Origin of the sequence: Kitasatospora sp. MBT66 (assembly GCF_000710405.2) — a bacterium.
GTDB lineage: Bacteria > Actinomycetota > Actinomycetes > Streptomycetales > Streptomycetaceae > Kitasatospora > Kitasatospora purpeofusca.
On the sequence record NZ_JAIY01000010.1, the window covers coordinates 385,559 to 402,948 of the forward strand.

The 17,390-nt window shown below is 73.9% G+C and carries 18 protein-coding genes; 10 read left to right on the forward strand and 8 right to left on the reverse strand.

Going from position 1 to position 17,390, the window contains the following annotated elements:
* Positions 1-60 precede the first annotated feature (60 nt).
* Positions 61-1,620 carry a DUF2079 domain-containing protein gene (locus BI06_RS26390; RefSeq protein ID WP_233290297.1) on the reverse strand — a complete coding sequence of 520 codons (1,560 nt, stop codon included), beginning with the start codon at positions 1,618-1,620 and terminating at the stop codon, positions 61-63.
* Between the two features lie 185 nt (positions 1,621-1,805).
* Here BI06_RS26390 and BI06_RS26395 point away from each other — a divergent pair, with 185 nt between their 5' ends.
* On the forward strand, positions 1,806-2,882 hold the full coding sequence (locus BI06_RS26395) for an acyl-CoA desaturase (protein WP_082558694.1): 1,077 nt from the start codon (positions 1,806-1,808) through the stop codon (positions 2,880-2,882).
* 58 nt (positions 2,883-2,940) lie between these two features.
* Here BI06_RS26395 and BI06_RS26400 read toward each other — a convergent pair whose 3' ends face one another.
* Positions 2,941-3,453, reverse strand: a complete 513-nt coding sequence (locus BI06_RS26400; protein ID WP_030391126.1) for a GNAT family N-acetyltransferase — start codon at positions 3,451-3,453, stop codon at positions 2,941-2,943.
* A gap of 87 nt (positions 3,454-3,540) precedes the next feature.
* On the opposite strand from BI06_RS26400, the gene BI06_RS26405 reads away from it, so the two are divergent.
* Both BI06_RS26405 and BI06_RS26410 read left to right on the forward strand, forming a co-directional pair.
* On the forward strand, positions 3,541-4,671 hold the full coding sequence (locus tag BI06_RS26405; protein ID WP_051741884.1) for a hypothetical protein: 1,131 nt from the start codon (positions 3,541-3,543) through the stop codon (positions 4,669-4,671).
* A 239-nt stretch (positions 4,672-4,910) separates the two neighbouring features.
* Complete coding sequence (locus BI06_RS26410) at positions 4,911-6,302, forward strand: erythromycin esterase family protein (protein ID WP_043472076.1); 1,392 nt, start codon at positions 4,911-4,913, stop codon at positions 6,300-6,302.
* Positions 6,303-6,374: 72 nt separating this feature from the next.
* On the opposite strand, the gene BI06_RS26415 is transcribed toward BI06_RS26410, so the two are convergent.
* Together BI06_RS26415 and BI06_RS26420 are read right to left on the reverse strand one after the other, a co-directional pair.
* Positions 6,375-8,048 (reverse strand): FAD-binding dehydrogenase, encoded by a 1,674-nt coding sequence (locus BI06_RS26415; RefSeq protein WP_030391129.1) that lies wholly within the window; start codon positions 8,046-8,048, stop codon positions 6,375-6,377.
* Between the two features lie 95 nt (positions 8,049-8,143).
* The gene (locus BI06_RS26420; protein ID WP_051741887.1) at positions 8,144-8,779 is read right to left on the reverse strand and encodes a TetR/AcrR family transcriptional regulator; all 636 of its coding nucleotides are present in this window, start codon (positions 8,777-8,779) and stop codon (positions 8,144-8,146) included.
* A gap of 257 nt (positions 8,780-9,036) precedes the next feature.
* Here BI06_RS26420 and BI06_RS26425 point away from each other — a divergent pair, with 257 nt between their 5' ends.
* On the forward strand, positions 9,037-9,411 hold the full coding sequence (locus BI06_RS26425) for a YciI family protein (RefSeq protein ID WP_030391131.1): 375 nt from the start codon (positions 9,037-9,039) through the stop codon (positions 9,409-9,411).
* Between the two features lie 210 nt (positions 9,412-9,621).
* The gene (locus tag BI06_RS26430; RefSeq protein ID WP_043472084.1) at positions 9,622-10,827 is read left to right on the forward strand and encodes an RNA polymerase sigma factor; all 1,206 of its coding nucleotides are present in this window, start codon (positions 9,622-9,624) and stop codon (positions 10,825-10,827) included.
* Positions 10,828-10,950: 123 nt separating this feature from the next.
* Here BI06_RS26430 and BI06_RS26435 read toward each other — a convergent pair whose 3' ends face one another.
* Positions 10,951-11,466 carry a MarR family winged helix-turn-helix transcriptional regulator gene (locus BI06_RS26435; protein WP_051741889.1) on the reverse strand — a complete coding sequence of 172 codons (516 nt, stop codon included), beginning with the start codon at positions 11,464-11,466 and terminating at the stop codon, positions 10,951-10,953.
* A gap of 143 nt (positions 11,467-11,609) precedes the next feature.
* Between BI06_RS26435 and BI06_RS26440 the strand changes: the two genes are divergently transcribed.
* Both BI06_RS26440 and BI06_RS26445 read left to right on the forward strand, forming a co-directional pair.
* On the forward strand, positions 11,610-12,392 hold the full coding sequence (locus tag BI06_RS26440) for a dioxygenase (RefSeq protein ID WP_043472086.1): 783 nt from the start codon (positions 11,610-11,612) through the stop codon (positions 12,390-12,392).
* A gap of 75 nt (positions 12,393-12,467) precedes the next feature.
* Complete coding sequence (locus BI06_RS26445) at positions 12,468-13,058, forward strand: maleylpyruvate isomerase N-terminal domain-containing protein (RefSeq protein ID WP_233290298.1); 591 nt, start codon at positions 12,468-12,470, stop codon at positions 13,056-13,058.
* 17 nt (positions 13,059-13,075) lie between these two features.
* Here the strand turns inward: BI06_RS26445 and BI06_RS26450 are convergent, their stop codons facing one another.
* Both BI06_RS26450 and BI06_RS26455 read right to left on the reverse strand, forming a co-directional pair.
* The gene (locus BI06_RS26450) at positions 13,076-13,462 is read right to left on the reverse strand and encodes a VOC family protein (protein WP_030391136.1); all 387 of its coding nucleotides are present in this window, start codon (positions 13,460-13,462) and stop codon (positions 13,076-13,078) included.
* Positions 13,463-13,557: 95 nt separating this feature from the next.
* Complete coding sequence (locus BI06_RS26455) at positions 13,558-14,034, reverse strand: group II truncated hemoglobin (protein WP_051741891.1); 477 nt, start codon at positions 14,032-14,034, stop codon at positions 13,558-13,560.
* A 218-nt stretch (positions 14,035-14,252) separates the two neighbouring features.
* Here BI06_RS26455 and BI06_RS26460 point away from each other — a divergent pair, with 218 nt between their 5' ends.
* The 3 genes from BI06_RS26460 to BI06_RS26470 are packed head-to-tail and all read left to right on the forward strand — an operon-like array spanning position 14,253 to position 17,028.
* Positions 14,253-15,038 (forward strand): SDR family NAD(P)-dependent oxidoreductase, encoded by a 786-nt coding sequence (locus BI06_RS26460; protein WP_037778593.1) that lies wholly within the window; start codon positions 14,253-14,255, stop codon positions 15,036-15,038.
* A gap of 28 nt (positions 15,039-15,066) precedes the next feature.
* Positions 15,067-15,444 carry a MerR family transcriptional regulator gene (locus tag BI06_RS26465; protein ID WP_030391139.1) on the forward strand — a complete coding sequence of 126 codons (378 nt, stop codon included), beginning with the start codon at positions 15,067-15,069 and terminating at the stop codon, positions 15,442-15,444.
* 51 nt (positions 15,445-15,495) lie between these two features.
* Positions 15,496-17,028: an AMP-binding protein gene (locus tag BI06_RS26470; RefSeq protein WP_043472089.1), complete on the forward strand. Its 1,533-nt coding sequence runs from the start codon at positions 15,496-15,498 to the stop codon at positions 17,026-17,028.
* 18 nt (positions 17,029-17,046) lie between these two features.
* Here the strand turns inward: BI06_RS26470 and BI06_RS26475 are convergent.
* On the reverse strand, positions 17,047-17,390 hold a 344-nt coding region (locus tag BI06_RS26475; protein WP_043472092.1), incomplete at its 5' end, for a response regulator transcription factor.

Sequence of the window (17,390 nt, forward strand, 5' to 3'; positions counted from 1 at the left end):
GTGGCGGACCACTGCGCCGCGGTCAAGTCCGACCCACCCGGGGGAAGGTGCCGAAAGGTCCTACGGGTGGCCGAGCAGCCGCAGGTCACCGTCGTCCACGACCCGGCGGTAGCCGAGCCGCTCGTAGCGGTCGAGCATCCGGAGGGTGTCGGCGATCGCACAGGGTGCCTGCACGCTCGGGTCGGCCAGGTCGACGACCACCCACTCCGGACCGCCCTGCACCGCTCCGGTCCGCACCGCTCCGGCCGGCGGCGTCCCGGTCGAAAGCGTCCCGGTCGGCGGCGAATCGGCCGGCGGCTCCACCAACGGCGGCGACGGCTCGCGGCACACCAGGCCGACCGTGGTCCGCCCGGCCAGCTGCGCGGCGAGACGGTTGGAGGCGGCGACGGTGGCGCCGTCGGGTATCCGGGCGAGCATCGTCCGGGCCCGCTCCAACCGTGGCGAGGTCCCCCAGGCCCCGGGGGCGACGAGTTCGTGCAGCGGGTAGACCGGCAGCGTCACCAGGGCGACCAGGCCCGCCACCGCCAGCGCGCGGCGGGCCCGGCGGACGGCCGCCCGGTCCGCCCCGGCCTCCCGACCCCTCGCGAGCACCCGGGCCGGCACCGGGCCCGGCACCCGCCCCGGCCCCTCGAAGGCGCCGGTCCGCCGCACGGCGTCCACCAGGGCCGCCAGCAGCAGCGGCATCAGCACCGCGCTGTAGTGGTAACTCACACCCCAGTAGTGCGAGTTGTCGGCGGCCAGCCGCCAGCCGAGGGTGGGCAGACAGAGCAGGACCAGCGGCGACCGCAACCCCAGGAAGCCCGCCGTCGCGGCGGCCAGTCCGAGCAGCAGCCACTTCAGCGGCGGCCAGACCAGTCGGCCCGCGAGCTCCCACGGCGCGCCCGCCGCCTCCCGCGTGCCCATCTGGCCCCAGTAGTCGAAGCCCCCGTCCGGGTTGAACGAGGGCAGCACCACCAGCACGGTCAGCGCGGTCGCGGCGAGCCCGAGGACCGCCACCCCGAAGCCCAGCGCCCTGGTCCCGCTGCCCTTCCCCGCCCGGGCGAAGACCAGTGCGCCGACCACGGCCACGGTGAGCCCGAGGTCCTCCTTGACCAGGACCAGCGGCAGGGCCCACAGCACCGCGGCGACCGGCCGGCCCCGGCCGAGCGCGGTGGCGGAGAAGGCCAGCAGCGGCACCGCGAACGCGATCTCGTGGAAGTCGTCGGCCACCGCCTCGACGATCCCCCAGGAGGCCCCGGTCAGTACGCCGACCAGCACCGCGAGCCTCGGGCCGCCCACCTCGAAGGCCCACCGGGCGAGCGGCACCACGGCCAGCGCCATCAGCACCGCCTGCGCGAGCAGCAGCGTGACGGCGCTCGGGAACAGCCGGTACAGCGGGGCGAGGGTGGCGAGCAGCGGGTGGAAGTGGTCGCCGAGCAGCTGGTAGCCGGGGCCCTTGAGCAGCACCACCGGCGCCTCGCCGTGGGCGTAGGCACGCACCGCCTGCTCGAAGATGCCCAGGTCGTAGGCCTGGGTCAGCATCCGCCGGTGCCGGTTGACGGCGACGCAGGCGTAGAGCGCGGCGAACAGCCCGGCCAACCCCCAGGACAGCGGCCGGGGCCGCCGGAGGGCATGGAGCATCCGCATGAGTAAACCACCCTTTCACTACTCAATTAGTGAAAGGGTGGTGGAACCCCGTGGCGACCGTCAACCCCGGCCACCGCCGGCCGGGGGCATTCCCACCCCCGACCCGGGGGTCAACCCCCCTACGGAAAAGGGGGATTGTCCGGTTCTCCGCGCCCGGGCCGGCCACCAGACTTCCTGTCATGAGCCCAGAGCCCACGACGCTTGCCCCGCCCGCACCAGTCACCAGGGTCACCACCGCCGCCCCGGACGGGCGGGAGCGCGAGGGCAGCGACTTCGCCCAGCTGGCCCGCCGGATCACCGAGGAGGGACTGCTCGACCGGCGCCCCGGCTACTACACCGTGCGCATCGGCCTCACCCTCGCGGCGTTCGCCGGCGGCTGGTACGCCCTGTTCGCCCTGGGCGACACCTGGCTGCAACTCGCCCTGGCCGCCGGCATGTCCGTCGTCTTCACGCAACTCGGACTGCTCGCACACGACCTGGCGCACCGTCAGGTCTTCGGTGGACGGCGGGCGAGCGAGACCGGCGGGCGGATCGTCGCCAACCTGCTGATGGGCATGAGCTACGGCTGGTGGATGAGCAAGCACACCCGCCACCACGCCAACCCCAACCACGAGGGCCGCGACCCGGACGTCTCCCCCGACATCGTGGTGTGGTCCCAGCAGCAGGCCCGGGAGGCGAGCGGGGCCGCCCGGTTCATCGGCCGCCGACTGGCCTACCTCTTCGTCCCGCTGTTGTGCCTGGAGGGCCTCAACCTCAGCTGGAACAGCTTCCGCGCACTGCGCGGCCCCGCCATGAAGCGCCCCCGACTGGAGGGCACGCTGCTGGTCCTCCACTTCGCGGCCTACTTCGGGATCGTCCTCGCCGCCCTCCCGGCCGGAAAGGCGATCGCCTTCCTCGCCGTCCACCAGGCACTGCTGGGCATCCTCCTGGGCTGCGTCTTCGCGCCCAACCACAAGGGCATGCTGATGGTGACCCCGGAGATGCGGCTGGACTTCCTCCGCCGCCAGGTGCTGACCTCGCGCAACGTCCGCGGCAACCCGGTGCTGGACACCCTGATGGGCGGCCTCAACTACCAGATCGAGCACCACCTCTTCCCCAGCATGCCGACGCCCGCACTCCCCCGGGCCGCCCGGATCACCCGCCGGTTCTGCGCGGAGAAGGGCATCCCGTACTACGAGACCGGGCTGCTCCGCTCCTACCGGGAGATCTTCGCCCACCTCCACCGCACCGGCGAGCCGCTGCGCGCGGACCACTGACCCACCCGACCGCCGACCCCACCGGTGGCGCTCCCCCGCCGGGGCGCGCCACCGCGGCTCAGACGAGTTCGGCGGCCAGCAGGTCCATCAGCAGATTGTCGTGCCAGGTGCCGTCGGAGCCGCGCTCGTACTGGCGCATCACCCCCACGGGGCGGAAGCCGACCTTCTCGTAGCAGCGGATCGCCGCCGTGTTGTCCGCCGCCGGATCGATGATCAACCGGTGGTAGTGGTGGTCGTCGACCAGGTGACGGGCCAGCGTGCGGACGGCGTCGGTGCCGTAGCCGCGCCCGTGGTGGGCCGGGTCGAGGTAGATGTCCATCCCGGCGTGCCGGTACTCGTCGTCGTTCTCGGCGTACCACTGGACCGCGCCGACGACCCGGCCGCCGACCTCGATCACGAAGGTCTCGGTGCCGGGCTCGCCGAGGTCGGTGGTGACGGCGTCGGTGAGGTCGTCACCACCGCGCCAGCGGGCGTAGACCTCGGGGGTACGGCGGATGGCGACCAGGGCCGGGATGTCCTCGGCCGAGGCCGGGCGGAGTGTGACGTGCGCGCCGTGCAGATTCGTCCCCATAACAGCGGATGCTTCCATGGAACGCCGCATTCGGCGAGCGGTTATCGCTTTGCACGCACACCGTCCCACCAGCCATGATTCGCCCTCGTGATACGTCTGCTGATCATCCTCCTGGCCTTCGTGGCCTACCTCGTCTACCGCTTCCTCCGGCGGCGCAACCATCTGAAGTGGGCCCGGGAGGGCTTCGACCCGGCGGCCTACGGCATGCCGCCGCGCGAGCGGCTCGACCCGACCCGGTCCGGCCCGCCGACCCCGCTGGAGCAGCGCGAGCGCTCGCAGGCGATCGCCGACGCCGCCTGGGCCGGGGACTGGCGCCCGGCGGCCGCGTACGTCGCCGAGGCCGGGGACCACTGGGACGAGGGCTGGTCCCGGCTGGGCCTGCTGGCGGCGGTCGCGGCCGAGGGCGACAGCTGGCTGACCGCCTGGCGCGCCGCCGAACCGGGCGACTGCGACGCCGCCACCCTGGAGGCCAAGCTGATGGTGCACCGCGCCTGGGAGGTGCGCGGCTCCGGCTACCGGGACGAGGTCGGTGACGAGGCGATCAAGAGCTTCGTCGAGCTGCTGCCGGCCGCGATCGAGGCCGCCCGCCGGGCCGCGCTGCTGGACCCGGCGAACCCGGGCCCGTGGGTGGTGATCGTGACGGCGGCGCGCGGGGCGCAGTTCACCCCGGAGCAGTTCCAGGAGGCGTGGGACGAGCTGGTGAAGCGCGCCTGGTACCACTACGACGGCCACTGGCAGGCCATGCAGTACTGGTGCGCCAAGTGGTTCGGGTCCAACGACAAGATGATGGCCTTCGCCGAGCGCACCATGGACGCGGCGCCGCCCGGGAGCCCGCTGGGCGGGATCTACCTGCACGCGCTCGCCGAGCTGGAGGAGCGCCGCTCCATCGCCGGCACGCTGGCGGCGGACCGGACCAAGTGGCGGATCGACAACCTCGCCGCCCAGCTGCGGCAGGTCCGTCCGGACGACGAGCGGATGCCGCAGCTGCGGCACCTGCTGGCGCACTTCGCCGGCGAGGTGGAGTCGTACGAGGTGGCGCTGGAGCAGTTCCGGGCGATCGGCCCCTGGTGCGGTGCCGAGCCGTGGCGCAAGCAGGACGACCCGGTGGCGGCGTTCGACCTGGCCCGCGCGCTCGCGGTGAAGCGGGCGAAGGCCGAACCGCTGGCGGCCGAGCTGCGCCCGGAGAAGAACGCCGACGTGCGGCACGGCCGCCCGTAACGCGTCGCACCCGTCGCTCCGTCCGTTGCCCCCGCGCGCGGGTCCGTCCGTCGCCCGCGCGCGGTAACGGACGGAGGGGCCGCCGCCGGTCTGGGGCCCGCCACCGAATCCGGACGGGGGGTTTCCCCCAGCAAGGACGGCGGCCCTCCCCAGCGCGCCGCGGGGCCCGCCGCGGCGAAGATCAACTCATCGAACGCCGAGGTCATCGGCGGTCCGTCGGGTCGAGGAGTGATCACAAGATGGCAGGGAACAAGCGGTTCGGGCGGCGCGGGGTGCTGGCGGCGACGGCGGCACTGGCCGCCGCCGCGGTACTGGCCCCGGTGGCGGCGGTCGCCGCGCCGGTGACCCCCGCGACGGCCGGGTCCGCGGCCACGGCTGCGGCCGCGGACCCGACGCAGGCGCAGCGCTCCGCCGTGGTGCGAGCGCTGGAGAGCGTCGCCCAACCGCTGCGGACGACCGAACCGGGTGGCCGCACCGCGGACCTGCGGGCGTTGGGCGCGATGATCGGCGACGCCCGGGTGGTCGGCCTCGGCGAGGCCACCCACGGTTCGCACGAGTTCTTCGCGATGAAGCAGCGGCTGTTCCGCTACCTGGTCGAGGAGAAGGGCTTCACCACCTTCGCCCTGGAGACCAGCTGGACCAGCGGCCTGCAGATCGAGGAGTACGTCCAGGGCGGCCCGGGCGACGCGCGGCAGGTGGTCAAGGAGGCCCTGGGCGGCAGCCCGTGGGACCGCGAGGAGTTCGCCGACCTGATCGCCTGGATGCGCTCCTACAACCGGAGCCACCCGCGGAACCCGGTCCACTTCCTGGGCGACGACATCGGCGCCCCGAGGCTCGGCGACCGGATCTTCGAACGCGTCGCCTCCTACCTGCGGGAGGCCCGGCCGGACGCGCTCCCCCAGCTCGACGGGCTCTACGCCGGGCTGCGGCCGTTCGACGACACCATGGCGTACCTCAAGAAGCCGGTCGCCGAGCGCCGGGAGAACGCCGCCAAGGCGCGGCAGGCCCTCGACCTGGTCAGCGCCAGCGGTGCCGACGGGGACGCCCGCGCGTGGGCCGTGCAGCACGCCCGGAACATCGCCGACACCTTCGAGTTCGCGGCCCTGGACCTCGCCGACCCGGCCTCCGTCTCCGCCGCGGAGCAGCTGCGCGACCGGGCGATGGCGGACAACACCGCCTGGTGGGAGCGCCGGACCGGCGGCAAGGTGCTGCTGTCGGCGCACAACGGGCACGCCGGCTACCTGGCCACCGACACCTTCCTGTACCCCGAGCCGCAGGGCTCCCACCTGCGGGACACCTACGGCAAGGACTACGTGGCCGTCGGCTTCACCTTCGACAGCGGTTCCTTCCTCACCAACGACGGGATCCTGACCGACGCCTGGAAGGCCGTCACCGTCCCGCCGGCCACGCCGGAGATGAACGAGCACACCCTCGACCGGGTCCGCTACCGGGACTACTACGTCGATCTGCGCACCGCGCCCCGGGCGGCCCGCGACTGGCTGAACGTCTCCCGCCCCACCTACGAGGCCGGATCGGTCTACCTCACCGACCCCCGGCCGGAGTTGGCGATCGGCCGGGCCTACGACGTGCTGATCCACCTGAACCGGGTCACCCAGGCCCGGATGTTCTGACCGCCCCGGGTGCGACGGCGGGGGCGGGCCCGACCACCGGGTCCGCCCCCGCCGTCACACCCCTCGGGTACGTCAGGCCACCGCTTCCGCCGCCGCCCGGCCCGCCGCGCGGCCGGAGAACAGGCAGCCGCCGAGGAAGGTGCCCTCCAGGGCGTTGTAGCCGTGCACGCCCCCGCCGCCGAACCCGGCCACCTCCCCCGCCGCGTACAGGCCGTCGACCGGCCGCCCGTCGAGCCCGAGGGCGCGGGAGTCGAGGTCGGTCTGGATGCCGCCGAGGGTCTTCCGGGTCAGGACGTGCAGCTTGACGCCGATCAGCGGGCCCGCCGCCGGGTCGAGCACGCGGTGCGGGGCGGAGGTGCGGCTGAGCCGGTCGCCCAGGTAGCGGCGGGAGTTGCGGATGCCCTGGATCTGGGCGTCCTTGCTGAAGGGGTTGGCGATCTGGAGGTCCCGGGACTCGATCTGGGCCCGCAGCACGGCCGGGTCCAGCAGCGGTTCCTCGGTCAGGCCGTTCATCTTCGCCACCAGTTCCTCCAGGGTGGCGGCGACGACGAAGTCCGCGCCGTTCCGCTTGAACGCCTCCACCGGCCGGGGTGCCCCGCTGCCGAGGAGGCGCTCGCGCAGGACGGCCTTGCGGTCGCCGCTGGTGAGGTCGGGGTTCTGCTCCGAGCCCGACAGCGCGAACTCCTTCTCGATCATGCGCTGGGTGAGGACGAACCACGAGTGGTCGTACCCCGCGATGTCCTCGGTGGTGCGCAGGTGCCTGAGCGTGCCCAGGGTGTCGTAGCCGGGCAGGCAGGGCTCCGGCAGACGACGTCCGAGGGCGTCGAACCACAGCGGCGACGGGCCCGGGAGGATGCGGATCGCGTGTCCGGGCCAGACCGGGTCCCAGTTCCGGATGCCCTCGGTGTAGTGCCACATGCGGTCGCGGTTGACCAGCCGCACCCCCGCGGCGGCGCTGATGTCGAGCATCCGCCCGTCCACGTACGCCGGGACGCCGGTGATCATGTTCTTCGGGGGCGTGCCCATGCGCTCCGGCCAGTGGCGGCGCACGAGTTCGTGGTCGCCGCCGATGCCGCCGGTGGTGACGATCACGGCCTGGGCGGTGAGTTCGAACTCCCCGGCCGGCTCCCGGTTGGAGGCGGCGCCGCGCGGTGCCGGGTCCGGCGCCAGCAGGGTGCCCCGCACGCCCGTCACCGCCCCGTCCCGGACCACCAACTCGTCGACCCGGTGGCGGTGGTGGAAGGTGAGCAGGCCGGCGGCCGCGGCCTGCCGGGCGTCCTGCACGAACGGGCCCACCACCCCGGTGCCGGTGCCCCAGGGGACGTGGAAGCGCGGTACGGAGTTGCCGTGGCCGTCCGCGCGCAGGTCGCCGCGCTCGGCCCAGCCCACCAGCGGTGTCAGCTTGATCCCGCGTTCCGTGATCCAGGCGCGCTTCTCGCCTGCGGCGAAGTCCACATAGGCGCGGGCCCAGCGCACCGCCCAGGAGTCCTCGTCGTCGAGGCGGTCGAAGCGGGCGCTGCCGCTCCAGTCGTTCCAGGCCAGCTCGACGGAGTCCTTCACGCCGAGCCGCCGCTGTTCCGGGGAGTCCACCAGGAAGAGCCCGCCGAAGGACCAGTGGGCCTGGCCGCCGAGGTTGGCGGCGCTCTCCTGGTCCAGCAGCGCGACCCGTCGGCCCCGCGCGGTGAGCTCGCGCGCCGCGACGAGCCCGGCGAGTCCGGCTCCGACCACGATGACATCGGCGTCCATGGGAACACTCCATCCTTCGGGCGACCGGCCGGTCCTGCTGGTCCGGCCGGGGACACAGGGGAAGACAGGAAAGACGGGGAGGAGCGGGGCACCCGTCAGCGGGGTCCGTCGGCGGAGAGCAGGGCGAGCAGCAGCTGCCGGAGCCAGGCCCGGGCGTGCTCGACGTCGCGGTCCAGCAGGAGCTGGGTGGTGACACCGTCGTAGGCGGCGATCACCGCGTGGGCCGCGCCCTCGGCGCCCCCCAGCACCTCGGGCAGCGGGCGCTCGGCGGCCACCTCGGCCAGCCGTTCGGCGATCAGCTCCCGCAGCCGCCGGCGGTGCTCCAGCAGCGTCCGCGCGGTCCGGGGGTCCCTGGCGGCGGCGACGAGGAAGTCCGTCTTGATCAGCAGCCAGTCGCGCTCCAGCAGCAGCACGCCGGTCACCCGCTCGACCAGCGAGGCCACGTCCGTGTCCCCGGCCCGCGCCGCGAGCGCCCCGGTGACCTGGGCGGCGATCAGCTCGGCCCGCTCCTCGTAGAGGACGAAGAACAGCTGCTCCAGGGTGTCGAAGTTCGAGTAGAACGCCCCCCGGCTGAACCCCGCGGCCTCGCAGACCTCCTCGATCGACACCCGGCCGAACCCCTTGGCCGCGAACACGCCGAACGCGGCCTCCAGCAGCCGGGCCCTCGTCCGCGCCCTGCGCGCGGTCACCCGGACGCCGCCGGGCCCGGGTGCCGCATCCGTCGCCGCCACAGCCCACCTCGATACATCAGCGCATCGGATACATCGGTGTATCCGCCGCCACCGTAGCGGAGACCCGGCCCGGTCCGATACACCCGTGCGGCGGCGCCTTCGCGCGTCGCCGCGCAGGCACGCCGGATGCTCCGGTGGCCGGGGGCGGAATCCGTCGGAAGAATTTCCCGGCCGGCTGTCGAAACGGACGCCCTCCGTTCGACGCAGGGGTGAGCGGCGGGGAGAAGCCCCGCCCGCACCGACGAGGAGTGAGTACCATGCCGCGCTTCATGAGCCTGATCCGCATCGACGAGCAGCAGTCCCAGAACTTCGAGATGGACCCCGCGTTCGAGGAGCGGATGGGAGCGCTGTTCGCGGAGATCACCAAGGCCGGGGTGATGCTGGACACCGCCGGACTGCTGCCCACCAAGGAGGGCACCCGGCTGCTCTGGGAGGGCGGCAAGGTGACCGCCACCGACGGGCCGTTCACCGAGACCAAGGAGGTCGTGGGCGGCTACGCGATCATCCAGTGCAAGGACATGGCCGAGGCCGTCGAGTGGACCCGGCGCTTCCTGGAGGTCCACCCGGGGAGCTGGACGGTCGGCGCCGAGCTGCGGCAGATCGACGAGGCCGCCACGCCGCCGGAGGCGTGACGGGGCGGACGGGGCAGGCCGGGCGGCGGCGCGACGGGCGGACCGCCGGGCGGGCGGACGGTTTGCCCGCCCGGGCGGCGACTGCTCTGATGGGTGATCGTGACGGAGCGCGACGCGGGTGCGACGGAAGCCGGTGGGCCGGAACCCGGTAGGACGGAAGCCGGTGCGACGGAAGCCGCCGGGGCGGACACGGCCAGGACGGTCGAGGCCGTGTTCAGGATCGAGTCCGCCCGGATCATCGCGGGGGTCACCCGCATCGTGCGCGATGTCGGCATCGCCGAGGAGCTGGCGCAGGACGCCCTGGTCGCCGCCCTGGAGCAGTGGCCCGGGTCGGGCGTCCCGGACCGTCCGGGTGCCTGGCTCATGGCCACCGCCAAGCACCGCGCGGTCGACCTGGTCCGCCGCCGGGAGACCTACGCCCGCAAGCTCGCCGAGGTCGGGCGGTCGCTGGAGGACGTCCCGCCGCCGGAGCCGGCCGGGCCGGACGACATCGACGACGACCTGCTGCGGCTGATCTTCACCGTCTGCCACCCGGTGCTGTCCGCCGAGGCCCGGATCGCGCTGACGCTCCGGCTCCTCGGCGGGCTCACCACGGCGGAGATCGCCCGGGCCGTGCTCTCCTCGGAGCCCACGGTCGCCCAGCGGATCGTCCGCTCCAAGCGGACGCTGGCACAGGCCGGGATACCGTTCGAGGTCCCGTACGGGGCGGAGCGGGCGGCCCGGCTCTCCTCCGTCCTGGAGGTCATCTATCTGATCTTCAACGAGGGGTACTCGGCCACCGCCGGGGACGACCTGCTGCGGCCGGCGCTCTGCGAGGACGCGCTGCGCCTCGCCCGGGTCCTGGCCGCGCTGATGCCCGGGGAGCCCGAGGCGCACGGGCTGGCGGCGCTGCTGGAGCTCCAGGCCTCCCGGACGGCGGCCCGCACCGGCCCGGACGGCCGGCCCGTGCTGCTCGCCGACCAGAACCGGGCCCGCTGGGACCGGCTGCTGATCCGGCGCGGGCTCGCCGCCCTGCTGCGGGCGGGCACCGGCTCGTACTCGGTGCAGGCGGCGATCGCGGCCTGCCACGCGCGGGCCGTGCGCTACGAGGACACCGACTGGCAGACCATCGCCGCCCTCTACGGGCGGCTGATGGCGCTGACGCCGTCCCCGGTGGTCGAGCTGAACCGGGCGGTGGCGCTGTCGATGGCCGAGGGTCCGGCGGTCGCGCTGGAGGTGGTGGACGCGCTGGCCGAGGAGCCGGCGCTGCGCGGGTACCACCTGCTGCCCAGCGTCCGGGGCGACCTGCTGGCCCGGCTGGGGCGGGGCGCGGAGGCGCGGGCGGAGTTCGAGCGGGCGGCGGGGCTGACCCGCAACGAGCGGGAGCGGGAGCTGCTGCTCGCCCGCGCGACGGAGGCGGCCCCGGCCGGGAGCTGAGGGCGCGACGGGGTCGGGGCGGGACGGGTGAAAGCCGGGTCCCGAGGACGACGGGGGTGTCCTCGGGACCCGGCGGCTCGAAGGGCGGACGCCTCGCGGACGGTGCGGCGGGCGCCGCCCGACTCAGAGGGCGTCGTCGAGACGGAGCCGGGCGCTGACCTGGCCGAGGCCGTCGGCCAGCACGGCGAGCTGCTCCCGGCTGAGCACGTCGATCAGCAGTTCGCGGACCAGCGCGACATGGCCGGGGGCGGCCTCCCGCAGCAGCTCCCGGCCCTGGTCGGTGAGTTCGGCGAACACGCCGCGCACATCGCTCGGGCAGGAGCGCCGACCGACCAGCCCCATCTTCTCCAGCTGGGTGACCTGGTAGGTCAGGCCGCTCTTGGAGGTGACGAGCTTGTCCGCCAGTTCGGTCATGCGCAGCGAGCCGGCCGGGGCGGCGGAGAGGTGGACGAGGATCTCGTACTGGGTGTGGGAGAGACCGGAGTCCTCCTTGAGCTGGCGTTCCAGGCGGCGGTTGAGGAGGTTGCTCGCGGTGACGAAGCTCCGCCAGGCAGCCATCTCCTCCTCGTCGAGCCACCGGGGCTCGTACGGGGAGGCGGCGGAGGGGGGCGCCGAAGGTGCGGACGAGGTGGAGGGCATGAGGTGATCGTACTCCTATTGTTCAAATTCGAACGAAGGTGTACGGTCGAAATCAGTCGAGAGTTCAAATTTGAACTACTTGCCCGGACCGCCCTTCCGAGGACCACCCCCAGCACCCCGAGGGCCGGAGGAGAAGAACCGCCATGAGTACCGCCGCAACCGGCCGCATGCCCGCCCTCTACCTGTCGCACGGCGCGCCGCCGCTCGCCGACGACCCGGTCTGGCCGGGTCAGCTGGCTGCCTGGTCCGCCGACCTGCCCCGGCCCAGGGCGATCCTGATGGTGTCGGCGCACTGGGAGGAGGCCCCGCTCGCGCTCGGCGCCGTCACCACCGTGCCCCTCGTGTACGACTTCTGGGGCTTCCCCGAGCACTACTACCGCGTCCGGTACGCCGCCCCCGGCGCACCGGAGCTCGCCGAGCGCGTGCGGAAGCTGCTGCGCGCCCCCGGCACACCGGTCCAGGACATCCCCGACCGGGGCCTCGACCACGGTGCCTACGTCCCGCTGGTGGAGATGTTCCCGGAGGCGGACATCCCCGTCCTCCAGGTCTCCATGCCGACCCTCGACCCGCAGCGGCTGCTGGAGATCGGCCGCCGGCTCGCCCCGCTGCGCGACGAGGGCGTGCTGATCGTCGGCAGCGGCTTCTTCACCCACAACCTGCGGGCGCTCAGCAGCGACGGCCGGATCACCTCGGTGATGGCCGAGTTCGACGACTGGGGCCGGCGGGCGCTGGAGGCCCAGGACCTCGACGCGCTGCTCGACTTCGAGGAGAAGGCGCCGGCCGGCCGGCTCGCCCACCCCCGGACCGAGCACTTCGCCCCGCTGTTCGTCACCCTCGGTGCCGCCGAGGGCGAACTGGAGCGCCAGCGCACCGTGATCGACGGCTTCTGGATGGGCCTGGCGAAGCGCTCGATCCAGGTCGGCTGACCCGGCCGGGCGCGGGCGGTCGATCCCGGGGCAGTGGCGCGCACGAGACGGTGGCCCGCGTGAGACGGTGGGGCGATGACCGATCATCAGATGAACGGCACTGATGTCAGGGCGGCGCTCGACGCGGCGACCGCCGTGCTCGGGCCCGCCGCCGCAGCCGACGGCGCGGACTGGGACGCCCCCGCCGGGCCGCTGGAGTGGAGCTGCCGGGAGACCGCCGCCCACATCGCCCACGACCTGCTCGCCTACGCCGGACAGCTCGCCGCCCGGCCCACCGACCGCTATCTGCCGCTGGACCTCACCGTGCGCCCGGACGCCGGGCCGGCCGAGGTGCTCACGGTGGTCACGGCCGCCGCGCACCTGCTGGCCACCGCCCTGGACGCGGCCCCGCCCGAGCTGCGGGCCTGGCACTACGGACCGTGCGACCCGGCCGGTTTCGCCGCGATGGGGGTCGCCGAGACCCTGCTGCACACCCATGACATCACCCTCGGGCTGGGCCTCGACTGGCGACCGTCGGAGCGGCTCGCGGCGGCGGTGCTCGCCCGGCTCTTCCCCGACGCGCCCCCCGGGGAGCCGGCGGCGGTGCTGCTCTGGTGCACCGGCCGGGGCGAACTCGACGGCCGCCCGCGCCGGACCTCGTGGACCTGGCGGGCGGCCGTCGGGTAGCCGTTGCGTGTGGCCGCTCAGGCGGTGCCGGTGGCGGCCCGCTCGGCGGCGCTGCGCACCACGCAGAACTCGTTGCCCTCGATGTCGGTGAGGGTCACCCAGCCCGCGCCGTCGGGCCGGCGGTGGTCCTCGAACTGCTTCGCGCCCAGGGCGACCAGGCGCTCGACCTCCTCGTCCCGGGTGCGGTCCTTCGGCACCAGGTCGAGGTGGACCCGGTTCTTGACCTCCTTGCCCTCCTCGACCCGGATGAAGAGCAGCGAAACGCCCTCCGAGTTGACCTCGATCTCCGGGTCACCGGGCACGTCGCCCTCGCCCAGGGCGCCGTCCACCACCTCCGCCCAGAACACCGCGAGGGAGTGGGGGTCGGCGCAGTCGAACGTCACATGTCGCACAAGAGAAGCCATGCGCCCACTGTGACCCGTCAGGCCCCTCTCGTCCAACCGGGTTTCGCGGCCGCCGGCGGTGCCCGGCGGCCGCTCCGGGGGCGGTTTCCGGGGGCCTACTTGAGGCCCTCCCAGCCCCAGCGCGGGGTGGGGCCCGGGTCACCGAGGTCGGTGCCGGCCGGTGAGGCCGAGACGTCCTTGGCGATCCGGGTCCCCCAGTCGAAGTACTCCAGGACACGGCGGCGCAGCAGTTCACCCTCGGGGAGCTCCTTGTGCACGGCCTCGGCCATCAGCTCCATCCACCGGGTGCGCTGCTCCTCGGTGATGGCGAGGCCGAGGTGGGCGCGGAGCAGGGACTGGTGGCCTCCGAGGTCGGTGGTGAAGCGGTCCGGCCCGCCGAAGATCTCGGCCAGCCAGACGGCGACGTGCTCGACGTGGGTGGGCGTGAAGTCGGCGAAGACCGGCGCGAGCAGCGGGTCGGCGAGCACGCCCTGGTAGAAGGTGTCGCTCAGTCTCCGGAGGGCGTCGAGGCCCCCGATCGCCTCGTAGAGGCCGTCGGAGCCGGCGGAGCTGTCGGAACGGTGGTCGGTCATCGGTGTTTCTCCCCGTGCGGATGTCCTTGCGGTCCTGCCGCCCTTCCTAGCAGCGGAACGGAGGCCGCGCCTCCCCCGCGAGCCGTGTTCGCCGCCTGTTCGCCGCCGGCTCAGCAAGAGGAAGCCCCGGCTCCGGCTCACGACCACCGCCGGGGCCCCGCCGTTCACGGAACGGCGCTTGACCTTGACACCGGCGTCAGGGTCGCAGGCTTGCGGGCATGAACGGAACGACGGGAACGGACGGGGCCGTGGCGGAGCGGGTACGGGTGGTGGTGGTCACCGGCGCGGGGACCGGGATCGGGCGGGCGACGGCGTGGGCCTTCGCCGAGCAGGACCCGCGGGCGCGGGTGCTGGCGGTCGGACGGCGGGCCGAACCGCTGGCGGGGACGGCGGAGCGGGCGCCGGGGCGGATCGTGCCGCTGGTCGCCGACATCACGGCGCCGGACGGCCCGGCGGGGATCGTCGGGGCCGCGCTGGAACGCTTCGGCCGACTGGACGTCCTGGTCAACAACGCGGGCATCGCCCCGCACGCGACACTCGGCAGCTACACCCCGGAGGGCGTCGCCGCGCTGCTGGCCACCAATCTGACGGCGCCCGTGCTGCTGACCCAGGCCGCGCTGCCCGCGCTCACCGACAGCCGGGGCGTGGTCGTCAACGTCAGCACGGCCGTCGGCCTGCGCGGCTGGCCCGCCAACTCCGTCTACGCCGCGAGCAAGGCCGCCGTCGACACCCTGACCCGCAGCTGGGCGGTGGAACTGGCCCCGCGCGGCATCCGGGTGGTGGCCGTGGCACCGGGCGCGATCGAGACACCGATCGCCGAGCACGCCGGGATCGGCCCCGAACGGCGGGCGGAGCTGCGCGCCTGGCAGCTCGCGCACACCCCGCTGGGCCGGATCGGCGAGGCCGCCGAGGTGGCCTGGGCCGTCACGCAACTCGCCGCGCCGCAGGCCTCCTTCGTCACCGGCGTAGTCTTCCCGGTGGACGGGGGCGCCGTGGTCGGATGAGCGCCGGGGAAGGACGGGGGCCGCGCGGGTGCGGATCGGCGAGCTGGCACGGGCGACGGGGACCACCGCCCGGGCGCTGCGGCACTACGAGCAGGCCGGACTGATCGACTCCGGGCGGGCCGCCAACGGCTACCGGGTGTACGAGGAGTCGGCGGTGACCCGGGTGCGCAACATCCGCTCGCTGCTGGAGGCCGGGTTCACCCTGGAGGACGTCCGGCCGTTCCTCGGCTGCCTGGACCAGGAGGCGTTCGGGCCGCCGTCGGCCGGCGCGCTGCGGATCGCCCGGGACCGGCTGGCGGTGCTGGAACGCCGGATCGCCGCCCAGTCCGAGACCCGGGACCGGCTCGCCGCGGCGATCGCCGGCGCCGAGGCCGCCGCTGGCACGGCCCGGACCCCTTCCGGGTGACACCCCCGATCGGGGGTGTGCAGGGGGCGGCGGGCGGAGGACAGTGGGCGCATGCAGATTCCACTCTCCGTGATGGACTTCCTCGACCGGGCCGAGCTGGTCTACGGCGACCGGGTCGGCATCGTCGACGAATCGGCGCAACCGGCCGAATCCTGGGGCGATCTGACGTACCGACGGGTGGCCGAGCTGGCCCGGGCGCAGGCGGCCGGGCTGGACCGGCTCGGGGTCGGCCCCGGTGAGCGGGTGGCGGTCGTGTCGCACAACTCGGCGCGGCTGCTGACCTCGATGTTCGGTGTCAGCGGGCACGGCCGGGTGCTGGTGCCGGTGAACTTCCGCCTCAAGGCGGAGGAGGTGTCGTACATCGTCGAGCAGAGCGGCGCCTCGGTGCTGCTGGTCGATCCGGAGCTGGCCGAGCCGCTGGCCGGGGTGGTCGCCAAGCACAAGTTCGTGATCGGCGCCGACAGCGACCGGCTGCTGTACGACTTCGAGCACGCGCCCCGCCGGTACCCGGTCGACGAGAACGACACCGCCACCGTCAACTACACCAGCGGAACCACCGCGCGCCCCAAGGGCGTTCAGCTCACCCACCGCAACATCTGGCTGAACGCGAACCTGATGGCCCTGCACTTCGGGGCGAGCGACCGGGACGTCTACCTGCACACCCTGCCGATGTTCCACGCCAACGGCTGGGGCTTCCCGTTCTCGCTCACCGGACTGGGCGCGCGGCACGTGGTGCTGCGGAAGGTCGACGGCGCGGAGATCCTGCGCCGGGTCGAACGGCACGGCGTGACCTTCCTGTGCGGCGCGCCGGCCGTGGTGCAGATGGTGCTGGACGCGGCGGCCGAGTGGGAGGGGCCGGTCCCCGGCCGGGACCGGGTGCGGATGGTGGTCGCCGGCGCGCCGCCGCCCACCTCGGTGGTGCAGCGGATGGAGTCCGAACTCGGCTGGGAGTTCATGCAGATCTACGGCCTGACCGAGACCTCGCCGGTGGTGACGGTCAACCGCACCCGCGCCGAGTGGGACGAACTGCCCGCCGAGCGGCGGGCCGAGAAGCTGGTGCAGGCCGGCGCCCCGGCCCTCGGCAACCAGGTCCGGGTGGACGAGCAGGGCGAGGTACTGGTCCGCTCCAACGTCGTCCTGGAGGGCTACTGGCAGCAGCCGGAGGCCACCGCCGAGGCGGTCCGGGACGGCTGGTTCCACACCGGCGACGGCGGCACCCTGACCGACGGCTATCTGACCATCTCGGACCGGAAGAAGGACGTCATCATCAGCGGCGGGGAGAACGTCTCCTCGATCGAGGTGGAGGACTGCCTGTACGACCACCCGGCGGTGGCCGAGGCCGCGGTGATCGGCGTCCCGGACGCCAAGTGGGGCGAGACCGTCAAGGCCCTGGTGGTGCTGAAGCCGGGCACCGAGGTCGGCGAGGCGGACCTCATCGCGCACTGCAAGCAGCGGCTGGCCGGGTACAAGTCGCCGACCTCGGTGGAGTTCCGGGAGTCGCTGCCCCGGACGACCACCGGGAAGCTGCAGAAGTTCCGGCTCCGCGAGCCGTACTGGGCGGGGCGCGAGCGCCGCGTCAACTGAGCCTCCCCGGCGAGGTTTTCAGTCCAGAAGTCCGGACTCCCGGGCGGTGAGGGCGAGTTCGGTGCGATTGCGGACGCCGAGCTTGTGCATCGCGCTCTTCAGGTAGCCGGTCACCGTGTTGCAGGTGAGGCCGAGCTGGGCGGCGATCTCCGGGTTGGTCCGGCCGGTCGCCGCCCAACGGAGCACCTCGTGCTCGCGCCGGGTGAGCGGCGGGGCGAACCTCGGGGCGGGCGGGGCGGACGGGGCGGACGGTCCCGGCCCTCGCGGCGCGGGGTCGGCGGCCGGCGCCCCGCACCAGGCCGCGGCCCCGGCCAGGGCGCGGGTGGCGGCCTCGGCGAGCCGGGTCACCGCGCCGATCCGGA